At 73.7% G+C, this 22256-nt stretch carries 15 protein-coding genes and 1 pseudogene; 14 read left to right on the top strand and 2 right to left on the bottom strand.

What is annotated here, in order from left to right; all coding sequences use genetic code 11:
* From AB0J71_RS44435 to AB0J71_RS44485, 11 genes and pseudogenes are all read left to right on the top strand, one after another.
* A pseudogene (locus tag AB0J71_RS44435) lies at positions 1-991 on the top strand (2-isopropylmalate synthase); the annotation flags it as partial.
* Between the two features lie 57 nt (positions 992-1048).
* Positions 1049-3820, top strand: a complete 2772-nt coding sequence (locus tag AB0J71_RS44440) for an AAA family ATPase (protein WP_364420230.1) — start codon at positions 1049-1051, stop codon at positions 3818-3820.
* Between the two features lie 145 nt (positions 3821-3965).
* Positions 3966-4154, top strand: a complete 189-nt coding sequence (locus AB0J71_RS44445; protein WP_352325975.1) for an acyl-CoA carboxylase epsilon subunit — start codon at positions 3966-3968, stop codon at positions 4152-4154.
* Between the two features lie 35 nt (positions 4155-4189).
* Positions 4190-5182 carry a DUF1702 family protein gene (locus tag AB0J71_RS44450; protein ID WP_364420232.1) on the top strand — a complete coding sequence of 331 codons (993 nt, stop codon included), beginning with the start codon at positions 4190-4192 and terminating at the stop codon, positions 5180-5182.
* A 155-nt stretch (positions 5183-5337) separates the two neighbouring features.
* Positions 5338-6303 carry a DUF1702 family protein gene (locus AB0J71_RS44455; protein ID WP_364392243.1) on the top strand — a complete coding sequence of 322 codons (966 nt, stop codon included), beginning with the start codon at positions 5338-5340 and terminating at the stop codon, positions 6301-6303.
* Positions 6300-8246 (top strand): CRTAC1 family protein, encoded by a 1947-nt coding sequence (locus tag AB0J71_RS44460; RefSeq protein WP_364420234.1) that lies wholly within the window; start codon positions 6300-6302, stop codon positions 8244-8246. The genes AB0J71_RS44455 and AB0J71_RS44460 overlap by 4 nt, the downstream gene beginning before the upstream one ends.
* 4 nt (positions 8247-8250) lie before the next feature.
* Entirely contained in the window at positions 8251-9222 is a 972-nt protein-coding gene (locus AB0J71_RS44465) for an enediyne biosynthesis protein (protein WP_352330166.1), read from the top strand.
* Positions 9219-15035, top strand: a complete 5817-nt coding sequence (locus AB0J71_RS44470; protein ID WP_364420236.1) for an SDR family NAD(P)-dependent oxidoreductase — start codon at positions 9219-9221, stop codon at positions 15033-15035. Before AB0J71_RS44465 ends, AB0J71_RS44470 begins: the two co-directional genes overlap by 4 nt.
* A gap of 3 nt (positions 15036-15038) precedes the next feature.
* Positions 15039-15467 carry an acyl-CoA thioesterase gene (locus tag AB0J71_RS44475; RefSeq protein WP_352329445.1) on the top strand — a complete coding sequence of 143 codons (429 nt, stop codon included), beginning with the start codon at positions 15039-15041 and terminating at the stop codon, positions 15465-15467.
* Positions 15468-15489: 22 nt separating this feature from the next.
* Complete coding sequence (locus AB0J71_RS44480; RefSeq protein ID WP_352329447.1) at positions 15490-16029, top strand: flavin reductase family protein; 540 nt, start codon at positions 15490-15492, stop codon at positions 16027-16029.
* Positions 16026-17396 carry a cytochrome P450 gene (locus AB0J71_RS44485; protein ID WP_364392074.1) on the top strand — a complete coding sequence of 457 codons (1371 nt, stop codon included), beginning with the start codon at positions 16026-16028 and terminating at the stop codon, positions 17394-17396. Before AB0J71_RS44480 ends, AB0J71_RS44485 begins: the two co-directional genes overlap by 4 nt.
* A gap of 69 nt (positions 17397-17465) precedes the next feature.
* On the opposite strand, the gene AB0J71_RS44490 is transcribed toward AB0J71_RS44485, so the two are convergent.
* Complete coding sequence (locus AB0J71_RS44490; RefSeq protein WP_352331111.1) at positions 17466-18221, bottom strand: AraC family transcriptional regulator; 756 nt, start codon at positions 18219-18221, stop codon at positions 17466-17468.
* Positions 18222-18438: 217 nt separating this feature from the next.
* Positions 18439-19287 carry a metallophosphoesterase gene (locus tag AB0J71_RS44495; protein WP_352331110.1) on the bottom strand — a complete coding sequence of 283 codons (849 nt, stop codon included), beginning with the start codon at positions 19285-19287 and terminating at the stop codon, positions 18439-18441.
* Between the two features lie 209 nt (positions 19288-19496).
* Here AB0J71_RS44495 and AB0J71_RS44500 point away from each other — a divergent pair, with 209 nt between their 5' ends.
* The 3 genes from AB0J71_RS44500 to AB0J71_RS44510 are packed head-to-tail and all read left to right on the top strand — an operon-like array spanning position 19497 to position 22248.
* Positions 19497-20024 carry a sigma-70 family RNA polymerase sigma factor gene (locus tag AB0J71_RS44500; RefSeq protein ID WP_364392078.1) on the top strand — a complete coding sequence of 176 codons (528 nt, stop codon included), beginning with the start codon at positions 19497-19499 and terminating at the stop codon, positions 20022-20024.
* Between the two features lie 14 nt (positions 20025-20038).
* Positions 20039-20599, top strand: a complete 561-nt coding sequence (locus AB0J71_RS44505) for a DUF5987 family protein (protein WP_352330936.1) — start codon at positions 20039-20041, stop codon at positions 20597-20599.
* Positions 20596-22248 (top strand): GMC family oxidoreductase N-terminal domain-containing protein, encoded by a 1653-nt coding sequence (locus AB0J71_RS44510; RefSeq protein WP_352330934.1) that lies wholly within the window; start codon positions 20596-20598, stop codon positions 22246-22248. The genes AB0J71_RS44505 and AB0J71_RS44510 overlap by 4 nt, the downstream gene beginning before the upstream one ends.
* Positions 22249-22256 lie beyond the last annotated feature (8 nt).

Below are 22256 nucleotides of genomic sequence, written 5' to 3' on the forward strand. Positions count from 1 at the left end.
CGGCGTCCAGCGCATCGAGGGCTGCCTGTTCGGCAACGGGGAGCGGGCGGGCAACGTCTGCCTGGTCACGCTGGGCCTGAACCTGGCCACCCAGGGCGTCGACCCCGGCATCGACTTCTCCGATCTCGACCGGGTGCGGCGCGTCGTCGAGGAGTGCACCGGGCTCGCGGTGCCGCCGCGCCACCCGTACGGGGGCGACCTGGTGTTCACCGCCTTCTCCGGCGGGCACCAGGACGCGATCAAGAAGGCGTTCGACGCCATGGACCGGGAGGCGGCCCGTACCGGGAACGATCCGGCGGGGCTGCCGTGGGAGGTGCCGTACCTGCCGGTGGACCCGCGGGACGTGGGGCGCACGTACGAGGCGGTGGTCCGGGTGACCAGCCAGTCGGGCAAGGCGGGCCCGGCGTACCTGCTGAACGCCCGGTACGGCATCACGCTGCCGCGCGGGCTGCAGATCGAGCTGGGCCGGGCCGTCCAGGCGATGGCCGAGGCCGGGCGCGGCGAGGTCGAGCCGGAGCGCATCAGGCGGCTGTTCGAGCAGGAGTACCTGACCCCCGGCGACCCCGCCGACCTGCCCGGCGACCTCGCCGGGACGGTGGCCACGCTGCACGTCGACGGCGGCGCGTACGGGCAGGCCCGATCGGACACGGCGGCGGCGTTGCGCACGGCGCTGGAGGCCGCCGGCGTCCGGGTCCGGGCCGTGCACCACCTCGACGGCGCGGCCGGCGCGGCCGGCGGCGAGGTGACCGTCTACGCCCGGTGCGGCCTGGACGGCGGCACGGCGTGGGGCGCCGGCGCCGCGCCCGACGCGGCCGCCGCGGCCCTGGCCGCCGTGGGCACGGCCGTGGCCCGCGCCCGCCGCGCCCACCCGCCGGCCACCGCACCCGCCACCGCACCCGCCACCGCGCCCACCACTGCCCCCGAGCTGCCCCTTCCCGAGCCCGGACGCCGGCGCGCGGCCAGGAACCGGCGGCTGATGGCGGGACGATAGAGATCGAATACCACCCCGGCCTAGCGTGAGCGCAACACGACATGTGGGGAGACGGCCATGACTCTCATCGAACGGCAGGAGGAGATGTCCTGCCTGGAGTCGCTCGTCGCCAACGCCATCCTCGGCCGTGGACGGGTCGCGCTGGTCAGCGGGCCCGCCGGGACGGGCAAGAGCGCGCTGCTGCGCGCGTTGTCCGAGCAGGCCATAGAGCTGGGCGCGCTCGCGGTGACGGCGACAGGATCGCGCATGGAGCAGGACCTGCAGCTGGGCCTGCTCCGCCAGCTCATCCAGGACGCCCCCTTGGTCGAGGAGGAGCGCGAGCGCTCGGAGAAACTGCTGGCGGAGGGCGTGCGGACCGCGACCGCGGCGCACGCCGACGCCGAGCGGCTGCTCGACCCGCAGGTCGTGCACGCCCTCGTCACGGTGCTGCTCGACCTGTCCGAACGTTGCCCGCTGGTGGTCGTCGTGGACGACGTGCACCACGCCGACCGCACGTCCCTGCTGTGCCTGGCCTACCTGGCGCGGCGGGTGCGCAACGCCCGGATCGTGGCGGTGTTCGCGCTCAACGACCGGCAGGGCACGGACGGCCCGCTGGAGACCGACCTGCTGCGGCTGCCGCACTGCCTGCGCCTGCAGCTCGCCCCGCTCTCCCGCAGGGGCGTGGCCGCGCTGGTGGCGGGCCAGGTGGGGCTCAGCGCGACCGAGCGGTTCGCCGAGGAGTGGCACACGATCAGCGGCGGCAACCCGCTGCTGGCCGGCGAGCTGGCCGCCGACTACCGCCAGCACCTGCGGGCCGTGGAGGAGCCGCCGCGTGAGCTGGTCGTCGGCGACCGGTTCGTCCGGGCGGTCGAGACGTGCCTGCGGCGCAGCCACCCGCGTACCGTCCGGGTGGCGCAGGGCCTGGCCGTGCTCGGCGAGGCCGACGGGCTGGCCGAGATGCTCGAACTGCCCGCGGTCGACGTCAGCAGGGAGCTGCTCACGATCGGCGCGACCGGCCTGCTGCGCGGCGGCGGCTACCGGCACGAGGCGGTGCGCTCGGCGGTGCTGGCCGGCATGGACCTGCCGGAGCGCAAGGAGCTGTACCGCCGCGCCGCCGAGCTGGCCTACACGCGCGGCGTGCGGCCCGGCGTGGTCGCCGACCGCCTGCTCCAGGCCGCCAGAGTCGAGGCGCCGTGGGTGGTGCCGACGCTGGAGGAGGCCGCGCTGGCCGCGCTGCGCAAGGGCGAGGTGGAGTCGGCGGTGGCCTACCTGAAGCTGGCCTGGCGCGAGTGCACCGACGAGCTCCAGCGCTCCAAGCTGATGACCATGCTCGTCCGCGCCGAGTGGCGGATCAACCCGGCCACCCCCGCCGGGCACCTGGACCAGCTCACCGAGGCGCTGCAGAAGGGCAGCCTGCACGGCAGCGACGCCGTCGTGCTGGCCCGCGCGCTGCTGTGGCACGGCCGCTTCGAGGACGCCCGCGACGTGCTGGAGCAGCTCAACATGGAGGCGTCGGCGTCCGACCACGCGACGCTGGCCGAGCTGGTCGTGGCGCAGCTCTGGCTGCGGGTGACCTGCCCGCCGCTGGCCGCCTACGTGGCCAACCCGCCGCGCGAGCACATCCTGGCCGGCATGGTGTCGGTCGCCGTCAATCGGCGGCTGGAGTCCACGCTCGCCCTGGCCGAGGTGCTCACCCACGGCCCGCGCGAGCACAACCTCGACGCCGTCGAGCGCATCCTGGAGGGCGAGCGGCTGGACGAGATGTCCCTGGACGTCGTGGAGAACTCGCTGCTCGCCCTCACCTACGCCGGACGCTGCGAGCGCGCGGCGCCGCTGTGCGACCTGTTCGGCGACGAGGCGGCGGCCCGGCAGGCGCCGAGCCGCCGGGCCCGGCTGGCGGCCATCCGGGCCGAGATCGCGATCCGCCAGGGCGACATGCCCGCCGCCGAGCGGCACGCCCGCATCGCGCTGGACACGATCCCGATGAGCAGCTGGGGCGTGGCCATCGGCGGCCCGCTGGCCAGCCTGGTCATCGCGCTGACCGCGATGGGCCGGCACGAGGCCGTGCGCGACCCGCTGGACCGGCCGGTCGCCGAGGCCATGTTCCAGACCCGCTACGGCCTGCACTACCTGTACGCCCGCGGCCGCTACAACCTGGCCGGCGAGTCGTTCGTGGCCGCCCTGCACGACTTCCTGCGCTGCGGCGAGCTGGTGACGGCCTGGGGCCTGAACAACCCGGCGCTGATCCCCTGGCAGGCCGACGCGGCCGAGGCGTGCCTGCGGATGGGCCAGACCGAGGAGGCCAGGGAGCTGATCAAGGCCCACCTGGACGGCTGCGGCCCCGGCGCCTACCGGGGACGCGGCATCGGGATGCGGCTCAAGGCGGCCGTCTCCGAGCCGGCCCGCCGTCCGGCGCTGCTGCGCCAGGCGGTGGAGTACCTCCAGCTCGCCGGCGACCGGTACGAGCTGGCCAGGGCGCTGTTCGACCTGGTGGAGGCGTACGAGGCGCTGGGCGAGTTCCGTCGGGCCCGGACGGTCGCCGGACGGGCGCAGGCGGCGGCCCTGGAGTGCGGGGCCGAGCCGATGATCGGCGCGCTCAGCCGGGCGGCGGACGGGGACGGGGCGCCGTCCCCCCTGCCGGGCGACCTGATCGGCGTGCTGAGCGTCGGCGAGCGCCGGGTCGCCGCGCTGGCGGCGGCCGGTTACAGCAACCGTGAGATCGCGGCCAAGCTCTACATCACGATCAGCACCGTCGAGCAGCACCTGACCCGCACCTACCGCAAGCTGAACATCCGCCGCCGGGCCGACCTCCCGCTCGTGGTGGAGTTCGACGACACCGCCCAGTCCTGACCGCCCAGTCCTGACCCGGGGCCCGCCCGCTCCGGCGAGACTTCCGCCGCCGGACCGGGTTCACCCGTGCGCACCTGTACTCCCCGGGGGCACCGGGCATGCAGGAAGTTGCGGCCGCGCGGGCCCGCGGGCGAGCGTCGAAGGCATGGAACTCACCGTGGTGCGGGGGCAGGCGACCCCCGAGGAACTCGAAGCGGTCGTCGCGGCGGTCTTCCGCCGCCTGGCCGAGGCGGCCGAGCGCGAGGCGTCGGCGTGGGCAGACCCGTCCGTACTGGTGCGCAGCCCGCTGGCCGGCGGTGGCGGCGACTGGCGGCTGGCGGCCTGGGCGAGCTGACCCGGGTCTTCACGGTACTGGAGGAGGAGCACACCATGTCGTCTCTGCTCGGTTCGCTGCGCCGGCTCGTGCTGGCGCCATCCCTGGCCGACGTGACCTTCGGCGCACGCGGCTTCCCCGTCGTCCCCTCGGCGCTCACCGGCCGCCTGGAGGCCATCCCGCAGGCCGTCGTGTGCGGCTTCGAGTGGGGCATCGACGTCCGCGACCAGTGGGAGATCGAGCGCCGGCTGTCCCTGGTGGACGTCGAGCAGCGCGGCTTCGCCTACGAGGGCGCGACGATGGCCTTCACCGTGCTGGACGCCATGGGCGGCGGGCGCGGGCGGCGGACCCGGGACCTGCTCATGGGCCCGGGGCAGCCGCACATCTTCCTGGCCTACATCGGCATCGGCTTCGCCATGGCCCGGCTGCCGCGGGTGTTGTGGAAGAAGGTGCTGCCGGACCTGGACGGCACCCCGTACCACCCGGTGATGAGCTGGCTGGCCGTGGACGGGTACGGCTTCGACCTGGCCTACTTCCACACCCGCCGGTACGTCGACGGGCAGCAGGTGCCGGCCCCCTACCCCTGGCAGGGCGACGCGGCCTACTTCCCGCGCGCCGTGGACCAGGGCGTCGGCCGGGCGTTGTGGTTCGTCCACGGCGGCAGGCCGGCCGACGTGGCCGCGGCGGTGCGCGCGTTCGCGCCGGGGCGGCAGGCGGACCTGTGGAGCGGGGTCGGGCTGGCGGCCACGTTCGCCGGCTGCGCGGCGGGCGCGGCGGCGGTGCTGCGCGAGGAGGCCGGGGAGCACCGGGGCGAGCTGGCCCAGGGCTCGGTGTTCGCGACCAAGGCCCGGCACTACTCGGGCTTCGTCCCGGAGCATTCGGCGGCCACGGGCGCGGTGCTGACGGGGCTCGACGTGGCCGGCGCGGTGGCGCTGGCCGACGACAGCGAAGTCGCCGCGGGCACGTCGGAACGCGTCCCGGATTACGAGCTGTGGCGCGGCAGGGTGCGCGCGCATTTCGCGGCCGAGGCCGAGCTCCCGGCCCGCTGAGCGTTTCCCGGAATAAGCACGACATTCGCTTTCGCACGCCCAAAAATGAGCCTCCGAGCTGAGCAAAGCCGAAGTTGTCCGGCCACCGGACGGCATGTGTCAATGAAATTGGATTGTTCGGGCTATAAGCGGCGGAGGCTCAATTGGCAAGCGCATTGCGGTCACTGAGACGCAGAATTCTGGTGCCGGACGTCGGCGAGACAAAGGTAGAAACGCGCGGCTTCTGGGTGAAGAACGCGGCGTCCACCGAATTACTGGAGACGGTCGGCGAATACTTTCTCGCCGGTTACGCCCACGCCGTGGAGTCGCGCACCGTCGCCGAGGCCGAGGACCGGCTCGAAGAGGTGCCCGCCCGCTTCCGGGGCTTCGCCTACGAAGGCGCGGGCATGGGCTTCGCCATCCTGGACTGCATGACCTTCGGCGACCTGCGCCGGGTCAACGCCTGCCTCCGGGGACGCGGGCACCACCACAACTACATGATCTACGTGGGGATCGGCTGGGCCATGGCCCGGCTCCCCCGCTTCCTGTGGCCCAAGCCCCGGCTGCTGGACCCGCTGCTGCTGTGGCTGGTCCACGACGGGTACGGCTTCCACCAGGCCTACTTCCACACCGACAAGTACGTGCACCAGCAGGTGCGCGAACCCCGCTTCTCCTGGCCGGCCGGCCAGGAGGACTACGCGGCCCACGCCCTCGACCAGGGCATCGGCCGCGCGCTGTGGTTCGTCGCCGGCACCAGCGCCGAGCGGGCGGTCACGCTGCTCGAACGGTTCCCCGAGTCCCGCCACGCCGACCTCTACGCCGGCATCGGCCTGGCCGCCACCTACGCGGGCGGCGCCGACGACGCCGAGCTGCGGTGGCTGCGCGAGCGCGCCGGAGCGCACCGGGGGCCGCTGGCCCAGGGCAGCGTGTTCGCTGCCGAGGCCAGGATCCGCGCCGGGCTGCTCTTCCCGCACACCGAGTCGGCCGTGGGCGTTCTCTGCGGCACCACGGCGGAGCAGGCGGCCGAGGTGAGCCGCGCGACCCGCCCCACCGCGACAGCACAGGACTCGCCGCCCGCCTACGAGGCGTGGCGCCGGCGTATCGCCGAGACGTTCGTCTTCCATGGAGGTGTTCCCTCGTGAGCTCGGTAGCCGCGTGGTTGCGCAAGCAGGCGGCGGGAGTCGCCGCACTCGCGCTGATGATCGCCGTCTTCGCGATCGGCCACCCGACCTTCGCCTCCGACGCGACCAAGGCCGAGATGGCCGGCGCGTACGGCTTCAAGTCCCTGGCGATCGCGATGCCGGGCGGCGGCCCGGCCAAGACCGTCCGCAAGGTGAACCAGGCCTACAAGCACATCGACGCCTGGATCTCCTCCGTGGGGGCCGCGATCGCGCTGAACGACCTCGACGGCAACGGCAGGGACGACGACCTGGTGATCGTCGACCCGCGTACCGACCAGGTGGTCGTCACCCCGGCGCCGGTCGAGGGCGGCGGCGAGCGGTACCGGCCGTTCGCGCTGTCGCTCGGCTCGCTGCCGGTCACCGACGCGATGGCGCCCATGGGCGCGGTGCCCGCCGACTACAACGACGACGGCCGGACGGACCTGCTGGTCTACTGGTGGGGCCGCACGCCCACGCTGCACCTGCAGCGGCCGACCGCGGCCCGGTTCGAGGCCGCCGCCTTCGACGCGGCCGAGCTGGTGCCCAACGCGGGCGGCGCGAAGTACACCGGCGAGGTGTGGAACAGCAACGTCGCGACCGTCGCCGACTTCGACGGTGACGGCCGGCAGGACATCTTCGTCGGCAACTACTTCCCCGACGGCAGCCCGGTCCTCGACAGCCGCGTGGACGGCGGCGTGCAGATGAACCACTCGCTGTCCAAGGCCGTCAACGGCGGCCGGGACTACTTCTTCCGCGGCACCGGCAACGGCGGCTTCACCCGCCTGGACGGCGTGCTGCCGCCGGACGTCTCCACCGGCTGGGAGCTCGGCGCGACCAGCGCCGACCTGGACGGCGACGGCCTGCCCGAACTGCTGCTGAACAACGACTTCGGGCCCGACCACCTGCTCTACAACACCTCCTCCCCCGGAAAGATCACGTTCTCCCCCACCGTCGGGACGCACGAGATCGGCGTGCCGAAGTCGAAGGTGCTCGGTGAGGACTCCTTCAAGGGCATGGGCTCGGACGCCGGCGACCTCAACCACGACGGCGTCCTGGACTTCTTCGTCAGCAACATCACCACCCCGTACGGCATCCAGGAGAGCAACTTCACGTTCCTGTCCACCGTCAAGACCCAGGCCGAGCTGCGCGAGAAGCTGCGGCAGGGCAAGGCGCCGTGGAAGGACCTCAGCGCCGAGCTGCGCACCGCCTGGTCCGGCTGGGGCTGGGACCCGAAGATCGAGGACTTCGACAACGACGGCGAGAACGAGATCGTCCAGGCGACCGGGTTCGTCAAGGGCGACGTCAACCGGTGGCCGCCGCTGCAGGAGCTGGCCGCCGCCAACGACGGCGTGACCAGCAACCCCAAGTCGTGGCCGAACGTCACCGAGGGCGGCGACATCGCCGGCGCGCAGACGCTGGCCTTCTTCGCCAAGGGCCCCGACGGCCGCTACGCCAACCTGTCGGAGCAGCTCGGCCTGGCCGTGCCCGTGCCGACGCGCGGCATCGCGACCGGGGACGTCAACGGCGACGGCCTGATCGACTTCGCGGTGGCCCGCCAGTGGGAGGCCCCCGCCTTCTACCTCAACACCAGCCGGTCGGCGGGCTCGTTCCTCGGGCTGCGCCTGCTGCACGACACCCCCTCCGCGGCCGGCCCGCTGCCCGCCGCCGGATCGCCGGTGATCGGCGCGACGGTGACCGCCACCACGCCCGACGGCCGCTCCTTCATGGGCCGCGTGGACGGCGGCAGCGGCCACTCCGGCAAGCGCGCGCACGCGGTGCACATCGGCCTCGGCGCGAACGTCACCGGGCCCGTGCGGGTCAAGCTGAACTGGCGCGACCGCGCCGGGCAGCGGCACCAGCAGGAGCTCACGCTCACCCCCGGCTGGCACACCCTCCAGCTCGGCTCGCAAGCGAAGGAGAAGTGACGGCATGGCCGCCAAGACGATCACCCCGCCACGTCACGATCCCAAAGTGATCACGGCGCTGCGCCGGTTCGCGATCTCGATCACCATCTTCAACATCCTCGGCTACACCGTGCTGGGGTTCGAGCAGCCGTGGTCGTGGCCGTTCGTGGCGCTGGCCACCGGCTACACCGTGGAGATCATCCTTGAGGTGATCGGCGCCCGCCAGGAGGGCCGCGCGCCGCGCTTCCTCGGCAACGGCCCGCGCGGGCTGATGGAGTTCCTCTACCCCGCGCACATCACCTCCATCGCGCTCAACATGCTGATCTACGTCAACGACCAGGTGCTGGTCATGATGTTCGGCGTGACCGTCGCCGTGGGCGCCAAATGGGTGCTCAAGGCGCCGGTGCGCGGGCGGATGCGGCACTTCATGAACCCGTCCAACTTCGGCATCGCGATCATCCTGCTGCTGCTGCCGTGGGCCAGCATCGCGCCGCCGTACCACTTCACGGAGAACGTCGACAACCCGATCGACTGGATCATCCCGGGGATCATCATCATCGGCGGGACCATGATCAACGGGAAGCTGACCGGCCGCATGTGGCTGATCGGCGGATGGGTGAGCGTCTTCGCCCTCCAGGCCGTGGTGCGCGGGCTGATCATCGACGACATCTCCATCCTCGGCGGGTTGTCGATGATGACCGGGGTGGCGTTCATCCTGTTCACCAACTACATGATCACCGATCCGGGCACGAGCCCGTCCAGGCCGCTGTCCCAGGTCGCCTTCGGCGGCGGCGTGGCCGTGGTGTACGGCCTGCTCATGGGGATGAACATCCCGTACGGGATCTTCTTCGCCACGGCGGCGGTCTGCCTGATCCGCGGCGGCTTCCTGTGGGCGCTGCACATCGTCAACAAGGCGCGCGAGCTCGACGCCGCCAGGGTCAGCGCAGCCGCCGCCCAGGCGCTGCAGCACGCGCGGGAAGAGGTCGCGAAGGCATGACGAGGATCGCGATCGTCGGCATGGCCTGCCGGTACCCGGACGCCGCCTCTCCCCGGGAGCTGTGGGAGAACGCGGTGGCCGGCCGCCGGGCCTTCCGCCGGCTCCCGGACGAGCGCATGCGGCTGGAGGACTACTGGGACCCCGATCCCGCAGCGCCGGACCGCTTCTACGCCAAGACCGCCGCGGTCATCGAGGGCTACGCCTTCGACCGGGTGGCACACAAGATCGCCGGCAGCACGTACCGGTCGACCGACCTGGCCCACTGGCTGGCCCTGGACATGGCCGGCCGGGCCCTGGCCGACGCCGGGTTCGCCGGCGGCGAGGGGCTGCCGCGCGAGCGCACCGGGGTCGTCGTGGGCAACACGCTCACCGGCGAGTTCACCCGGGCGAACGTGCTGCGGCTGCGCTGGCCGTACGTGCGGCGCACCCTGGCCGCGGCCCTGAAGGAGCAGGGCTGGGACGACGAGCGCCTGGCCGCGTTCCTGGCCGACTACGAGGCCGCCTACAAGAGCCCGTTCCCGCCGGTGGACGAGGACACGCTGGCCGGCGGGCTGTCCAACACGATCGCCGGACGCATCTGCAACCACTTCGACCTCAACGGCGGCGGCTACACCGTGGACGGCGCCTGCTCCTCGTCCCTGCTGTCGGTGGTGACGGCCGGCAAGGCGCTGGCCGACCACGACGTGGACGTGGCCGTCGCGGGCGGCGTGGACCTGTCCATCGACCCGTTCGAGGTGATCGGGTTCGCCAAGACCGGCGCGCTGGCCAAGAGCGACTTCCGCCTCTACGACCGGCACTCCAACGGCTTCTGGCCCGGCGAGGGCTGCGGCATCGTCGTGCTGATGCGCGAGGAGGACGCGCTGGCCGCCGGGCGGCGGATCTACGCCACGATCGCCGGCTGGGGCGTCTCCTCCGACGGCAAGGGCGGGATCACCCGTCCGGAGGTGAGCGGCTACCTGCTCGCGATGCGCCGCGCGTACGACAAGGCCGGGTTCGGGCCCGAGAGCGTCGAGCTGTTCGAGGGCCACGGGACGGGCACGGCGCTCGGCGACGCGACCGAGCTCACGGCCCTGTCGCGGGCCCGGGCCGCGGCCGAGCGGCCGGCCGCGGTCGGCTCGATCAAGGGCATGATCGGCCACACCAAGGCGGCCGCGGGCGTGGCGGGCCTGATCAAGGCGGCCATGGCCGTGCACGAGCAGGTGCTGCCGCCGACCATCGGGTGCGTCGACCCGCACCAGGTGCTCACCGACGAGGGCGCCACGCTGCGGGTGCTGCGCACGGCCGAGCCGTGGCCGCAGGGCGCGCCGCTGCGCGCGGCGGTGACCGCCATGGGCTTCGGCGGCATCAACACGCACGTGGTGCTGGAGAACACCGGCCCGCGGCGGCGGGTGTCCAGCCGCGTCAAGGCGCTGGCCGCCGCGTCCCAGGACGCGGAGCTGTTCCTGCTGGACGGCGGCACCTGGGACGAGCTGCGCGGCCTGGTGTCGGAGCTGCTCGACTTCGTGCCCAAGGTGTCCTACGGCCAGCTCGCCGACCTGGCCGCCACGCTGCGCGGGCGGCTGCGCGGCCTGCCGTTCCGGGCGGCCGTCGTGGTCAGCTCGCCCGACGACGCCGTACGGCAGCTCACCCGGGTGCTGACGGCGCTGGAGTCCGGCGAGAACGCGCTGTCCACCCCCGACGGCAAGGCGTTCGTCGGCCGCGCATCGGGCCGGCCCCGGATCGGCTTCCTGTTCCCCGGCCAGGGCTCGGGCCGCGGGACCGACGGCGGCGCACTGGCCAGGCGCTTCGCCGACGTCGCCGAGGTGTACGCCACCGCGGCGCTGCCCACGGGCGGCGACATGGCGGCCACCGAGGTCGCCCAGCCGCGCATCGTCACCGGCTCGATGGCGGGCCTGCGCGCGCTGTCGCTGCTCGGCATCGAGGCGGACGCGGCCGTCGGGCACAGCCTGGGCGAGCTGTCGGCCCTGCACTGGGCGGGCGCGATGGACGAGGACGCGCTGCTGCGCGTGGCGACCAAGCGCGGCCGGGCGATGCGGGAGCGCAGCGAGCCGGGCACGATGGCCGGCGTGCGGGCCGCGCCGGAGACCGTGCCGGCGCTGGTGGGCGACCTGCCGGTGGTGATCGCCGGGTACAACGGGCCGCTGCAGACCGTCGTCGCCGGGCCGGTGGCGGCGGTGGAGGAGGCCGGCCGCCGGGCCGAGCGCGCCGGGCTTACCTGGACCAGGCTGAACGTCTCGCACGCCTTCCACTCGCCCCTGGTCGCCCCGGCGGCCGAGGCGCTGGCCGGATACCTGGCCGAGGAGCGGTTCGGGCCGGTCGCCCGGCGGGTCGTCTCCACCGTCACCGGCGAGGACCTGGCCTCCGGGACCGACGTCCCGGCGCTGCTGCACCGGCAGATCACCGCGCCCGTGCTGTTCGCCCAGGCGCTGGCCGCCGTGGCCGCGGACGCGGACCTGCTGGTCGAGGTGGGCCCCGGCCGGGTGCTCAGCAGGCTGGCGGCCGAGCTGACCGACGTGCCGGCCGTCGCCCTGGACACCGACAGCGAGTCGCTGGCCGGGCTGCTCGGCGTGGCCGGCGCCGCGCACGTGGCGGGCGTGCCCGTCGACTGCGAGGAGCTGTTCCACGGGCGGCTGGTCAAGCCGCTGGAGATCGGCGCGGCGTTCTCGTTCTTCACCAGCCCGGCCGAACAGGCGCCGCAGGTGCGCGTCAAGGCCGCCGCCCCGCAGCCGGCGGAGCGGGCGGAGCGGGCGGCCGATCCGGACGGCAGCGCGAACGGCAGCGCGAACAGCGGCGCGAACGGCGGGACGGCGGCCAAGCCGGGCGAGTCCACGGTCGAGCTGCTGCGGCGGCTGGCCGCCGAACGCGCCGAGCTGCCGCTGGAGATGGTCACCGAGGACAGCAAGCCGCTGGACGAGCTGCACCTGAGCTCGGTCACCGTCATGCACATCATCGACCAGGCCACCCAGCAGCTGGGCGTGCCCGCGGGCATGGCGCCGGCCAACGTCGCCACCGCGACGCTCCAGGAGCTGGGCGAGGCCCTGGACCGGCTGGCCGCGCAACCGCGCGCGCAGTCGGCGCGGGGCGTGGCGGGCGCGGCGCCGTGGGTGCGCCCGTTCGCCGTGGACCTGGACGAGCAGCCGCTGCCCCGGCGGACGGCCGAGGAGCGGGCGGGGACGTGGCAGGTGTTCGCGCCCGCCGGTGCGTCCCTGGCGGGGCCGCTGCGCGAGGCACTCGAAGGGGAGAAGATCGGTTCCGGTGTCCTGGTGTGCCTACCCGCGCGGTGCGCGGCCGACGACCTGGAGCAGGCGCTGCTCGGCGCCAAGGCGGCGCTGGCCGGCGGGCCGGGCACCCGGCTCGTCCTGGTCCAGCACGGCCGCGGCGCGGCGGGGCTGGCCAAGACGTTCCACCTGGAGAGCGGCCTGCCCACCACGGTCGTGCACCTGCCGCAGGACGCGCCGCAGGCCGCCGCCCGGGTAGCGGCGGAGGCGGCGGCCACGACGGCCTTCTGCGAGGTGCACTACGACGCCGCCGGCGTGCGGCGGGTGCCGACGCTGCGGGCGCTGCCGTACCGGCAGGAGCGGGCCGAGGAGCCGCTGACCGGCTCCGACGTGCTCCTGGTGACCGGCGGCGGCAAGGGCATCACGGCCGAGTGCGCCATGGCCATGGCCGGCGGGGCCAAGGTGGCCGTGCTCGGCCGCTCGGACCCCGCCCGGGACGAGGAGCTGGCCGCGAACCTGCGGCGCATGGCCGCGACCGGGCTGACCGTCCACTACGCCAGGGCCGACGTCACCGACGCCGCCCAGGTGCGGGCGGCCGTGGCCGCGGCCGAGCAGGCGCTCGGGCCGGTGACCGCCGTCCTGCACGGCGCCGGGCGCAACGAGCCCGAGGGCATCGCCGGGCTGGACCTGGACGCCTTCCGCCGCACGTTCGCCCCCAAGGTGGACGGCCTGCGCAACGTGCTGGAGGCGGTCGAGCCCGGACGGCTGCGGCTGCTGGTGACGTTCGGCAGCATCATCGGCCGGGCCGGCCTGCACGGCGAGGGCCACTACGCGACCGCCAACGAGTGGCTGGCCGACCTGACCCGCGAGGCGGGCGAGCGGCATCCCGGCCTGCGGGCGATCTGCATGGAGTGGTCGGTCTGGTCCGAGGTCGGCATGGGCGAGCGGCTGTCGGTCGTGGACCGGCTGGTCGAGCAGGGCATCACGCCGATCCCGGTGGACCAGGGCGTGGAGATCATGCGCCGCCTGGTGAGCGATCCCGACGCGCCCGGCGTGGTGGTGATCAGCGGGCGCACCGAGGGCATCCACACCGTGCGCCGGGAGGAGCCGGAGCTGCCGCTGCTCCGCTTCGTCGGCACGCCGCTGGTCCGCTACCACGGCGTGGAGCTGGTCAGCGAGGTCGAGGTGAACGCCGGGACCGACCTGTACCTGGCCGATCACCTGCTGGACGGCAACCTGCTGTTCCCCGCGGTGTTCGGGCTGGAGGCCATGGCGCAGGTGGCGTACGCGGCCACCGGCCGTCCCGGCGCGCCCGTCGTGGAGCAGGCGGAGTTCGTCCGGCCGATCATCGTGCCGCCCGACGGGAGCACCACGCTCCGGGTGGCGGCGACGGTCACCGGGCACGACACGGTCGCGGTCGCCATCCGCAGCCAGGAGACCGGCTTCGACGTCGACCACTTCACGGCCGTGCTGCGCCTGGACGCCGACGCCCCGCCCGCCGGCCCGCCCGAGCAGTCCGGCGACGAGCTGCCGCCGGTCGCGCTGGACCCCGACACCCAGCTCTACGGCGAGGTGCTCTTCCAGGGCAGGCGTTTCCAGCGGCTGCGCCGCTACCACCGGGCCGCGGCCCGCGAGGTGGACGCCGACCTCCAGGTGGCGCAGGAGTGCGACTGGTTCGCCGGGTTCCTCCCGCCGGACCTGCTGCTGGGCGACCCCGGCATGCGGGACGCGCTGATGCACGGCAACCAGGTGTGCGTGCCCGACGCCACCCTGCTGCCGACCGGCATCGACCGCGTGCACCCGGCCGGGGCCGCGCTGTCCGGCGCGGACGAGGTGCGCTACTGCGCCTCCGAGCGGTCCAGGGACGGCGACGCCTACGTCTACGACGTCGCGGTCCGGACGAAGGACGGCGAGGTCGTCGAACGCTGGGAGGGGCTGCGGCTGCAGGCCGTGCGGAAGAAGGGCGGGGCCGGTCCGTGGGCGGCGCCGCTGCTCGGCCCGTACCTGGAGCGCACGCTGGAGGACCTGACGGGCGCGCGGGTGGCGGTCGTCGTGGAGCCGGGTGAGGGCACCGGCGACCTGGCCGCGGCCCGGCTCGGCACGGCGAAAGGCACGGCGGAAGGCACGGCGGAAGGCACGGCGGAGGGCGTGCGGACGGTGTCGGCCCACGTGCCCGGACTGACGGTGTGCGTGGCCGCCCCAGGGCCGCTGTCGTGCGCCGTCGAGCCCGTCACCGCCGTCGAGCCCGTCACCGCCGTCGAGCCCGTCACCGCCGTCGGGCCCGGCGACCCGGGCGACCGGGACGACCGGGGCGACGGGCGGGACGCGCTCGCCGGCGAGATCGCCGCGGCCTGCGGGGAGGACGCGGACACCGCCCGCGCCCGCACCCGCGCCGCGCTCGCCTGCCTGCGCACCGCGGGAGCGGCAGCGGGGACGGCGGCGGGGACGGACGTGCCGCTCGCGGTCACCCGGGCCGCGGCCGACGGGTGGGTGGTCCTGACCGGCGGCGGCGCGGGCGTGGCCACGCTCGCCACCCGGGTGCACGGCCTGCCCGCCCCCGTCGTCGTCGCGATACTCACCGAAGGGCGGTCCTAGCCCATGGGCACCTACTACGAGTACCTGCACACGGTCGGCTTCGAGGAGACCAACCTCGTCGGCAACGTCTACTACGTCAACTACCTGCGCTGGCAGGGACGCTGCCGGGAGATGTTCCTGATGGAACGGGCCCGGGACGTGCTCGCCGACCTGCAGGACGACCTCAAGCTGTTCACCCTCAAGGTCGACTGCGAGTTCTTCGCGGAGATCACGGCCTTCGACCAGCTGTCCATCCGGATGCGCCTGATCGAGCTGGCGCAGACGCAGATCGAGTTCGGCTTCGACTACGTCCGGGTCACCCCGGGCGCGCCCGAGGTCCTCGTCGCCCGCGGCAGGCAGCGCGTGGCCTGCATGCGGGGGCCGAACACCAAGACCGCGCCGGCGAGGGTCCCCGAGCCCCTGGTCAGGGCGCTCGAACCGTACCTGGCCTAGAACCCGGACCCAGGAGGTCACCGTGCAACTCCACTCATCGGCCCCGGCGCCGCAGGTCGCGGACGCCAAGGCGCTGCGCGACGCGTTCGGGGCCTTCGCCACCGGCGTCACCGTGATCACCACGGGCGGCGAGGTCCCGCACGCCATGACGGCCAACTCCTTCACCTCGGTCTCGCTCGACCCGCCGCTGCTGCTGGTGTGCGTCGGCAAGGGCGCGGTGATGCACCAGTGCATCACCGCGGCCACCTCGTTCGGGGTCTCGGTGCTGGCCGGGCACCAGGAGGCCGAGGCGCGGCACTTCGCCGACCGCTACCGGCCGCTCGGCCTGGCCCAGTTCGCCGACGTCGAGGTGACGCCGGGCGAGGTCACCGGGGTGCCGCTCATCGCGGGCGCGGCGGCCCGCTTCGAGTGCCGGGTCTGGCGCGCCTACGACGGCGGCGATCACACGATCTTCGTCGGCGAGGTGCTGTCCCTGAGCCGGCGGGACGACTGCGACGGCCTGCTGGTCTACCGGGGCCGCTTCGGTGAGACCTCCCCCGCTCTGCAGGGGGTGTCGGCGTGACCACACTGGGCACCCGCCCGGTGGCGCTGGGCGGCCGCGTGCCGCCCGGCCCGCCGCCCTGGGCGGCGCCCGTCCTGTACCGGCGGCTGGTCGGCGACCGGCTCGCGCTGCTGTCGAAGGCGACCGCCCGGTACGGCGACGCGGTGCGCATGACGATCGGCCCGAAGAGCATCTACCTGTTCAACCATCCCGACCACGCCAAGCACGTCCTGGCCGACAACAGCGGCAACTACCGCAAGGGCATCGGCCTGGCCGAGGCCCGGCGGGTGATCGGCGACGGGCTGCTGACCAGCGACGGCGAACGGTGGCGGCAACAGCGCAGAACCATCCAGCCGCTGTTCCAGAACAAGCGGCTGGCCCAGCAGGACACCGTGCTGGCCGAGGAGGCCGGCCGCCTGGTCGAGCGGCTGCGGGCCCGGGTGGGCGGCGGGCCCGTGGACGTGGCCGGGGAGATGACCGGCCTGGCGCTCGGGGTGCTCGGCCGCACGCTGCTGGCGGCCGACCTCGGCGCGCACGGCTCGGTCGGGCACGCCTTCGAGGGCGTCCAGGACCAGGCCATGTTCGAGATGGTGACGCTGGCCATGGTGCCGTTGTGGCTGCCGTTACCGCTGCACCTGCGTTTCCGCCGGTCCCGGCGGGAGTTGTACCGGGTCGTGGACCAGCTGGTGGCCGAGCGGCTGGCGAACCCGACCGGCGGCGGCGACCTGCTGTCCCTGCTGATCGAGTCCACCGGGCTGCGGAAGGACCCGCGGGCCGCCCGGCAGCGCCTGCGCGAGGAGCTGGTCACGGTGCTGCTGGCCGGGCACGAGACCACCGCCAGCACCCTGTCGTGGGCCTTCCACCTGCTGGACCGGCATCCGGAGGTGCGCGAGCGGGTACGGGCGGAGGCCGTCGCGGTGCTGGGCGACCGGCCGCCGGTGTACGAGGACCTGCGCAGGCTCACCTACACGGCGGCGGTGCTGGAGGAGGTCATGCGGCTGTACCCGCCGGTGTGGGCGCTGACCCGGGTGGCGCGGGAGGACGACGAGGTGGGCGGGTACCGGGTCCCGGCGGGGGCGGACGTGCTCATCAGCCCGTACACGCTGCACCGGCATCCGGCGTACTGGCGGGAGCCGGACGCGTTCCGTCCCGAGCGGTTCGAGCCGGGCGCACCCGCCGACCGGCCGCGGTACGCCTACATCCCCTTCGGCGCGGGCCCGCGCTTCTGCGTGGGCAACCACCTGGGGATGATGGAGGCCACGTTCGTGCTGGCGATGGTCACCCGGGAGCTGCGGCTGACCGGGCTGCCCGGCCGCCGGGCGGTGCCGGAGGCCATGTTGTCGCTGCGGGTGCGCGGCGGGCTGCCGATGACGGTGAGCCCGGCCTAGGGACCGGAGATCACGGAAGGGCCCGCGGACGTCGTCCGCGGGCCCTTCCGCACGTGCCGCCCCTTCCTGTCAGGTGTGGGTGTCGGTCCAGGCCAGCAGGTCGCGCAGGGCGAGCAGGACGGGCGGGTCGAGCGCGTTCATGGGACGCAGCCGCAGGTCGGCGCGCTCGCTTCCGCCGCCGCCCACCTCGATCGGCCCGATCCGCGCGATGCACGTCGCGGCGTCCCCCTGGGGCGGGTGGTGCACGGCGTCCTCGCGGGACTCGGCCACGGACTGGGCGATCAGGTACCAGGTGCCCTTGGGCACGTTCTCCAGCACGTACGGGCCGGGCCGGTCGATCAGGGTGAAGCTCGCCGGTCTGCCCTCCAGGATCTGGCCGGGGAAGACGCCGGCGAACACCGGCCGATCGGCCAGCGGCGAGGTCACGACGCCGTGCAGGGTCGCCGCCGGGCCGCCGAACGCGCGCTCGCCGCCGGCCAGGTCCGCCGCCGTGACGCTCAGGAACTGCCGGTACCTGCTCGGCGACAGGCCCACGCTGTGGGTGAAGCGCGAGCTGAAGGTGCCCACGCTGGAGTAGCCGACCTGGTGGCTGATGTGCGTGATGCTGAGCGAGGTGGACACGAGCAGGCGTTTGGCCTCGCGCAGCCGCACCGCGGACAGGAACCGTCCAGGGGACAGCCCGGTCACGCGCTGGAAGACGCGCGAGAAGTGGAACTTGCTGAACATCGCGGTCCGCGCCATGTCGTCAATGGTGAGCTGCTCGCCGTGGTTCTCCTGCATGCTCTCGATGACCCGCAGGACCGCTCGTTCGATGACGTCGTCCATATGGTCTCCCGGAACCCGGAAGCCCTCGGGCGCGCGTCCCTCGTCGATTCTCCGGCCGGAGAATTCCCGGGGGGCGCGACGATTCCTCGGCGCTCCGGATGCATTGCCTTTCGGTTGCCACCTGGTACACGCTCGCGGGCGCGCAGTACGCTGCATGACAAATCGCCCTTTTTTGGGAAATCTTCGGAAATCTCGGCAATTTATCTGAGAATGCGGTTTATAGGGCCCATTCGCGGCGGGGGGCCGGCAGCAGTTGCCTGAGCACCCGGCCGTCGCGGTGGTGCGGCCGCCGCTCGTGCGGGTAGCCGAGCGAGACCTCCTCGAAGCGCACCCCGTCGTGCCAGCTCGTGCCCGGGATGTGCAGGTGGCCGTGGACGACCGCGGCGGCGTGGAAGCGCAGGTGCCAGTCGGCCGTCTGCTCGGTGCCGCACCACAGCGCCAGCTCCTGGTGCCGCAGCACGCGGGTGGGGGCGCGCAGCAGCGGGAAGTGGTTGACCAGGACCGTGGGCAGGGCCGGGTCGAGCGCGTCCAGCCGCAGCTCGCTCTCGCGCACCCGGGCCCGGCACCACGCCTGCCTGCTGGGATAGGGCTCGGGATGCAGCAGGAACTCGTCCCTGCACACCACCCCCTGTTCGCGGGCCAGGCCGAGCGCCTGCTCCCGGGTGGTGCCGGGCGGGCGGAAGCTGTAGTCGTACAGCAGGAACAGCGGGACGACGGCCACCGGGCCGCCCTCCCCCGCCCAGACCGCGTACGGGTCCTCGGGCGTGAGCACGCCGAGACGCCGGCAGATCTGCACCAGGCGCCGGTAGCGCTCCTCGCCGCGCAGGCCGGGGTCGCCGGGCGTGGTCCACAGCTCGTGGTTGCCCGGCGCCCACACCACCTTGGCGAAGCGCTCGCCGAGCAGGCCGAGCGTGCGCTCGAAGTCGTCCAGCCGCTCGGCGACGTCCCCCGCCACCAGCAGCCAGTCGTCCGCGGTGCGCGGGCGCAGCTCCTCGACGACCGCCCGGTTCTCGGGAAATCCGACGTGGAGGTCGCTGATCGCCAGTAATGCACCGGAGGCGCTCACGCCGCGAGCGTATGCGCGCGAGAACGACCGGGAAGCGCGCGGAGCGAGAAACAGGGGTCTCATAGGGGCGAATAGGGGGTGGCGGCGGCGCCTTTGTGGATAAGGGCGCGGGGGCGTCCGTTAGGGGTTGTTGCGGCGCACCGCGCATTCAATTCTGAGCATGCCGAAGAAAGCGGAAATTGCACGGCCGTGTTCCGGGGGTGAGGGTGATGGCCGATGTACGGGGGCAGGAATTCGCTGATTTCGCGCGGGAGGCGAGGCCCATGCTGCGCCGGGTGGCCTTCCGGCTCTCCGACGACTGGCACGAGGCCGAGGACCTCGTCCAGCGGACTCTGCTGGCGCTGCACCGGCACTGGGACGGCCTCGACCGGCGCGACCGCGCCGAGGCGTACGCGCGGCAGATCATGCGGCGGCTGCTCATCAGCGACCGCCGGTCGCTGCGCTGGTCGCGGGAGGTGCTCAGCGGCGCGCCGCCCGACGCCGCCGCGGCGCTGGACCCCTACGACCTGGTGGGCGAGCGCATCGTGCTGATGGGCGCGCTGGCCAGGCTCGGGCCGCGGCAGCGGGCGACGATCTTCTTCCGGTTCTGGGAGGGGCGCAGCGCCGAGGACACGGCCCGGGTCATGGGCAACGAGTCCTCCACGGTCCGCAGCCAGACCGTCAGGGCGCTGAGCACCCTGCGGGCCGCGCTGGCGCGCACCGACCCCGCCGACCGTACCGACCGAAAGCCGACCTGAACGAGGGAGTACCCATGGGTCCACTGCTCTACGAGACGAGGGTGGAGACGCTGGAGGCGCTCGCGGACACCATCGTGCCCGGCCCCAAGCGCGGTCCGGACGACCGGGCGGTGGCCGGCATGAGCCCGACGGGCGGCGCGGTCGCGGCCGGCGCCGTCGAACTGCTGGAATGGGACGCCACCGGCGTCACCGAGGGCCTGGACGACTACGCCCGCTCGCTGAACGAGCACGCCCGCGCCCACGCCGACCAGCACGGCATCGTGCTGGAGGAGGGCGTGCCGGCGTTCGTGGCCCTGCCGTTCGAGGAGCGCGGCGCGCTGGTGCGCACGCTGACCGCGCCCGGCCATCCGGAGAAGGCGCTGTGGGTGCTGCTGGTGCTGTTCTGCTACATGGCCTACGACTCCGCCGCCCACCTGCACACCGCCGACGCCATCAGGGCCGGGCATCCCGGCCTGACCGCCATGGGCATCGCCCCGCCGGACGCGGACGGGCTCTGGCGCTTCCCCGCCTACTCCTACGGGCGTCCCCTCGCCGACCTCCACCCGGACACGACAGCTTCAGGGAGCCCCGCATGAACGGCGTCGAACGCACCGACGTGCTGGTGATCGGCAGCGGCTTCGGCGGCGCGATCCCCGCCTACCACCTGGCCGCCGGCGGCGCCGACGTGGTGATGCTGGAGCGCGGCCCGTGGCTGGAGTCGGCCGACTACGAGCACGACTTCAAGCTGGGCTCGTCCTACACCCGCATCTTCGACTTCACCGTCGGCGACGGCATGAGCGTGCTGGGCGGCAACTGCGTGGGCGGCGGCAGCGTGGTCTACTTCGCGGCCATGCCGCGCGCGCCGCGCTTCGTCTTCGAGCGCCGCGGCAGCATCAACCGCCGCATGTGGCCGGCCGCGATCAGCCGCGACACCCTCGACCCCTGGTACGACCGGGTCGCCGAGTCGATCTCCATCACCCAGCAGGGCTGGGAGGACGTCTCGTACTCCGGCGGACTGTGGGCGGCGGCCTGCCGGCACGCGGGCCGCACCGCCAACCCCGTGCCCGCGGCCGTGGACACCGGGGCCTGCGTCAACTGCAACTGGATGATGGCCGGCTGCCGGTTCGACGCCAAGCAGTCGTTGCTGGTCAACTACCTGCCGGCGGCGCTGGCCCACGGCGCCGAGATCCGGCCGCTGCACGAGGTGCAGAGCATCGAGCGCACGCCCGAGGGCTCCTACCGGGTGCACTACAAGATCGTCCATGGCGAGGACTACCGCCTGACCGAGGGCGAGGGCACGATCGAGGCCAAGGTGGTGGTCCTCGCCGCCGGCGCCGCCGCCACGCCGGTCATCCTGCAGCGCAGCGAGGCGGCGCTCGGCGCGATGCCGCACGCCGTGGGCCGCTACTTCTCCGGCAACGGCGAGCGGCTCAACACCGCCGTGCTGAACGAGGAGCGCGTGCGCGAGGTGCTGGGCCTGGAGCGCGGCGACGGCCTGGCGTACGCGGCCAACCAGATCGGCAAGGGCCCGACGGTGGCCAACTGGGACCGGCTGGACGGCTCGCTGCCCGAGTACACCCGCTACTCGCTGGAACAGCTCTACTTCCCGCCCGGCCTGGGCACCATCCTCGCGCTGGCCGGCGGCCCCGACCCGGCGTGGTTCGGGCTGCGCAAGAAGGAGATGCTGGAACGCTGGCGGTCCTGGCTGATCATCTTCCAGATGATCGAGGACGACAACGAGGGCGTCTTCGGGCCGCCGCCCGCGCGCGGCAACGCCGACCGGGTCTCCCAGCAGATGCTGGGCGTCGGCCGGCTGTCGTACAAGCCCACCGCGAACACCTCGGCCGCCTGGGCGATGGCCGACGCCGAGTGCAAGGAGATCCTGGAGCGCGACGGGCTGGCCACGGTGACGCCGTGGACGAACGACCTGGTCGGCGCGTACACGGTGCATCCGCTGGCCTCGTGCCGGATCGGCGACGACCCGTACACCTCGGCGCTGGACGACGGGCACGAGCTGCGCGGGCACCCGGGGATCTTCGTCACGGACGGCTCGGCCGTGCCCGGCGCGCTGACCGTCAACCCGGCGATGACCATCTCCGCGCTGGCCGAGCGGGCCGTGCCGGGGATCGTCAGGGCCGCGCGGGAGCGGGGCGTGCAGGTCTCCTACGGCGCGCCGGCCCCGGACGGCTCCACCGCCGGCCGCCGGGCCACCGCGTCGCTGGCCGCCGCCGCGCTGCGCGGGTAGGGCGCCGG

It is taken from the genome of Nonomuraea sp. NPDC049637 (assembly GCF_040675235.1).
Classification (GTDB): domain Bacteria; phylum Actinomycetota; class Actinomycetes; order Streptosporangiales; family Streptosporangiaceae; genus Nonomuraea.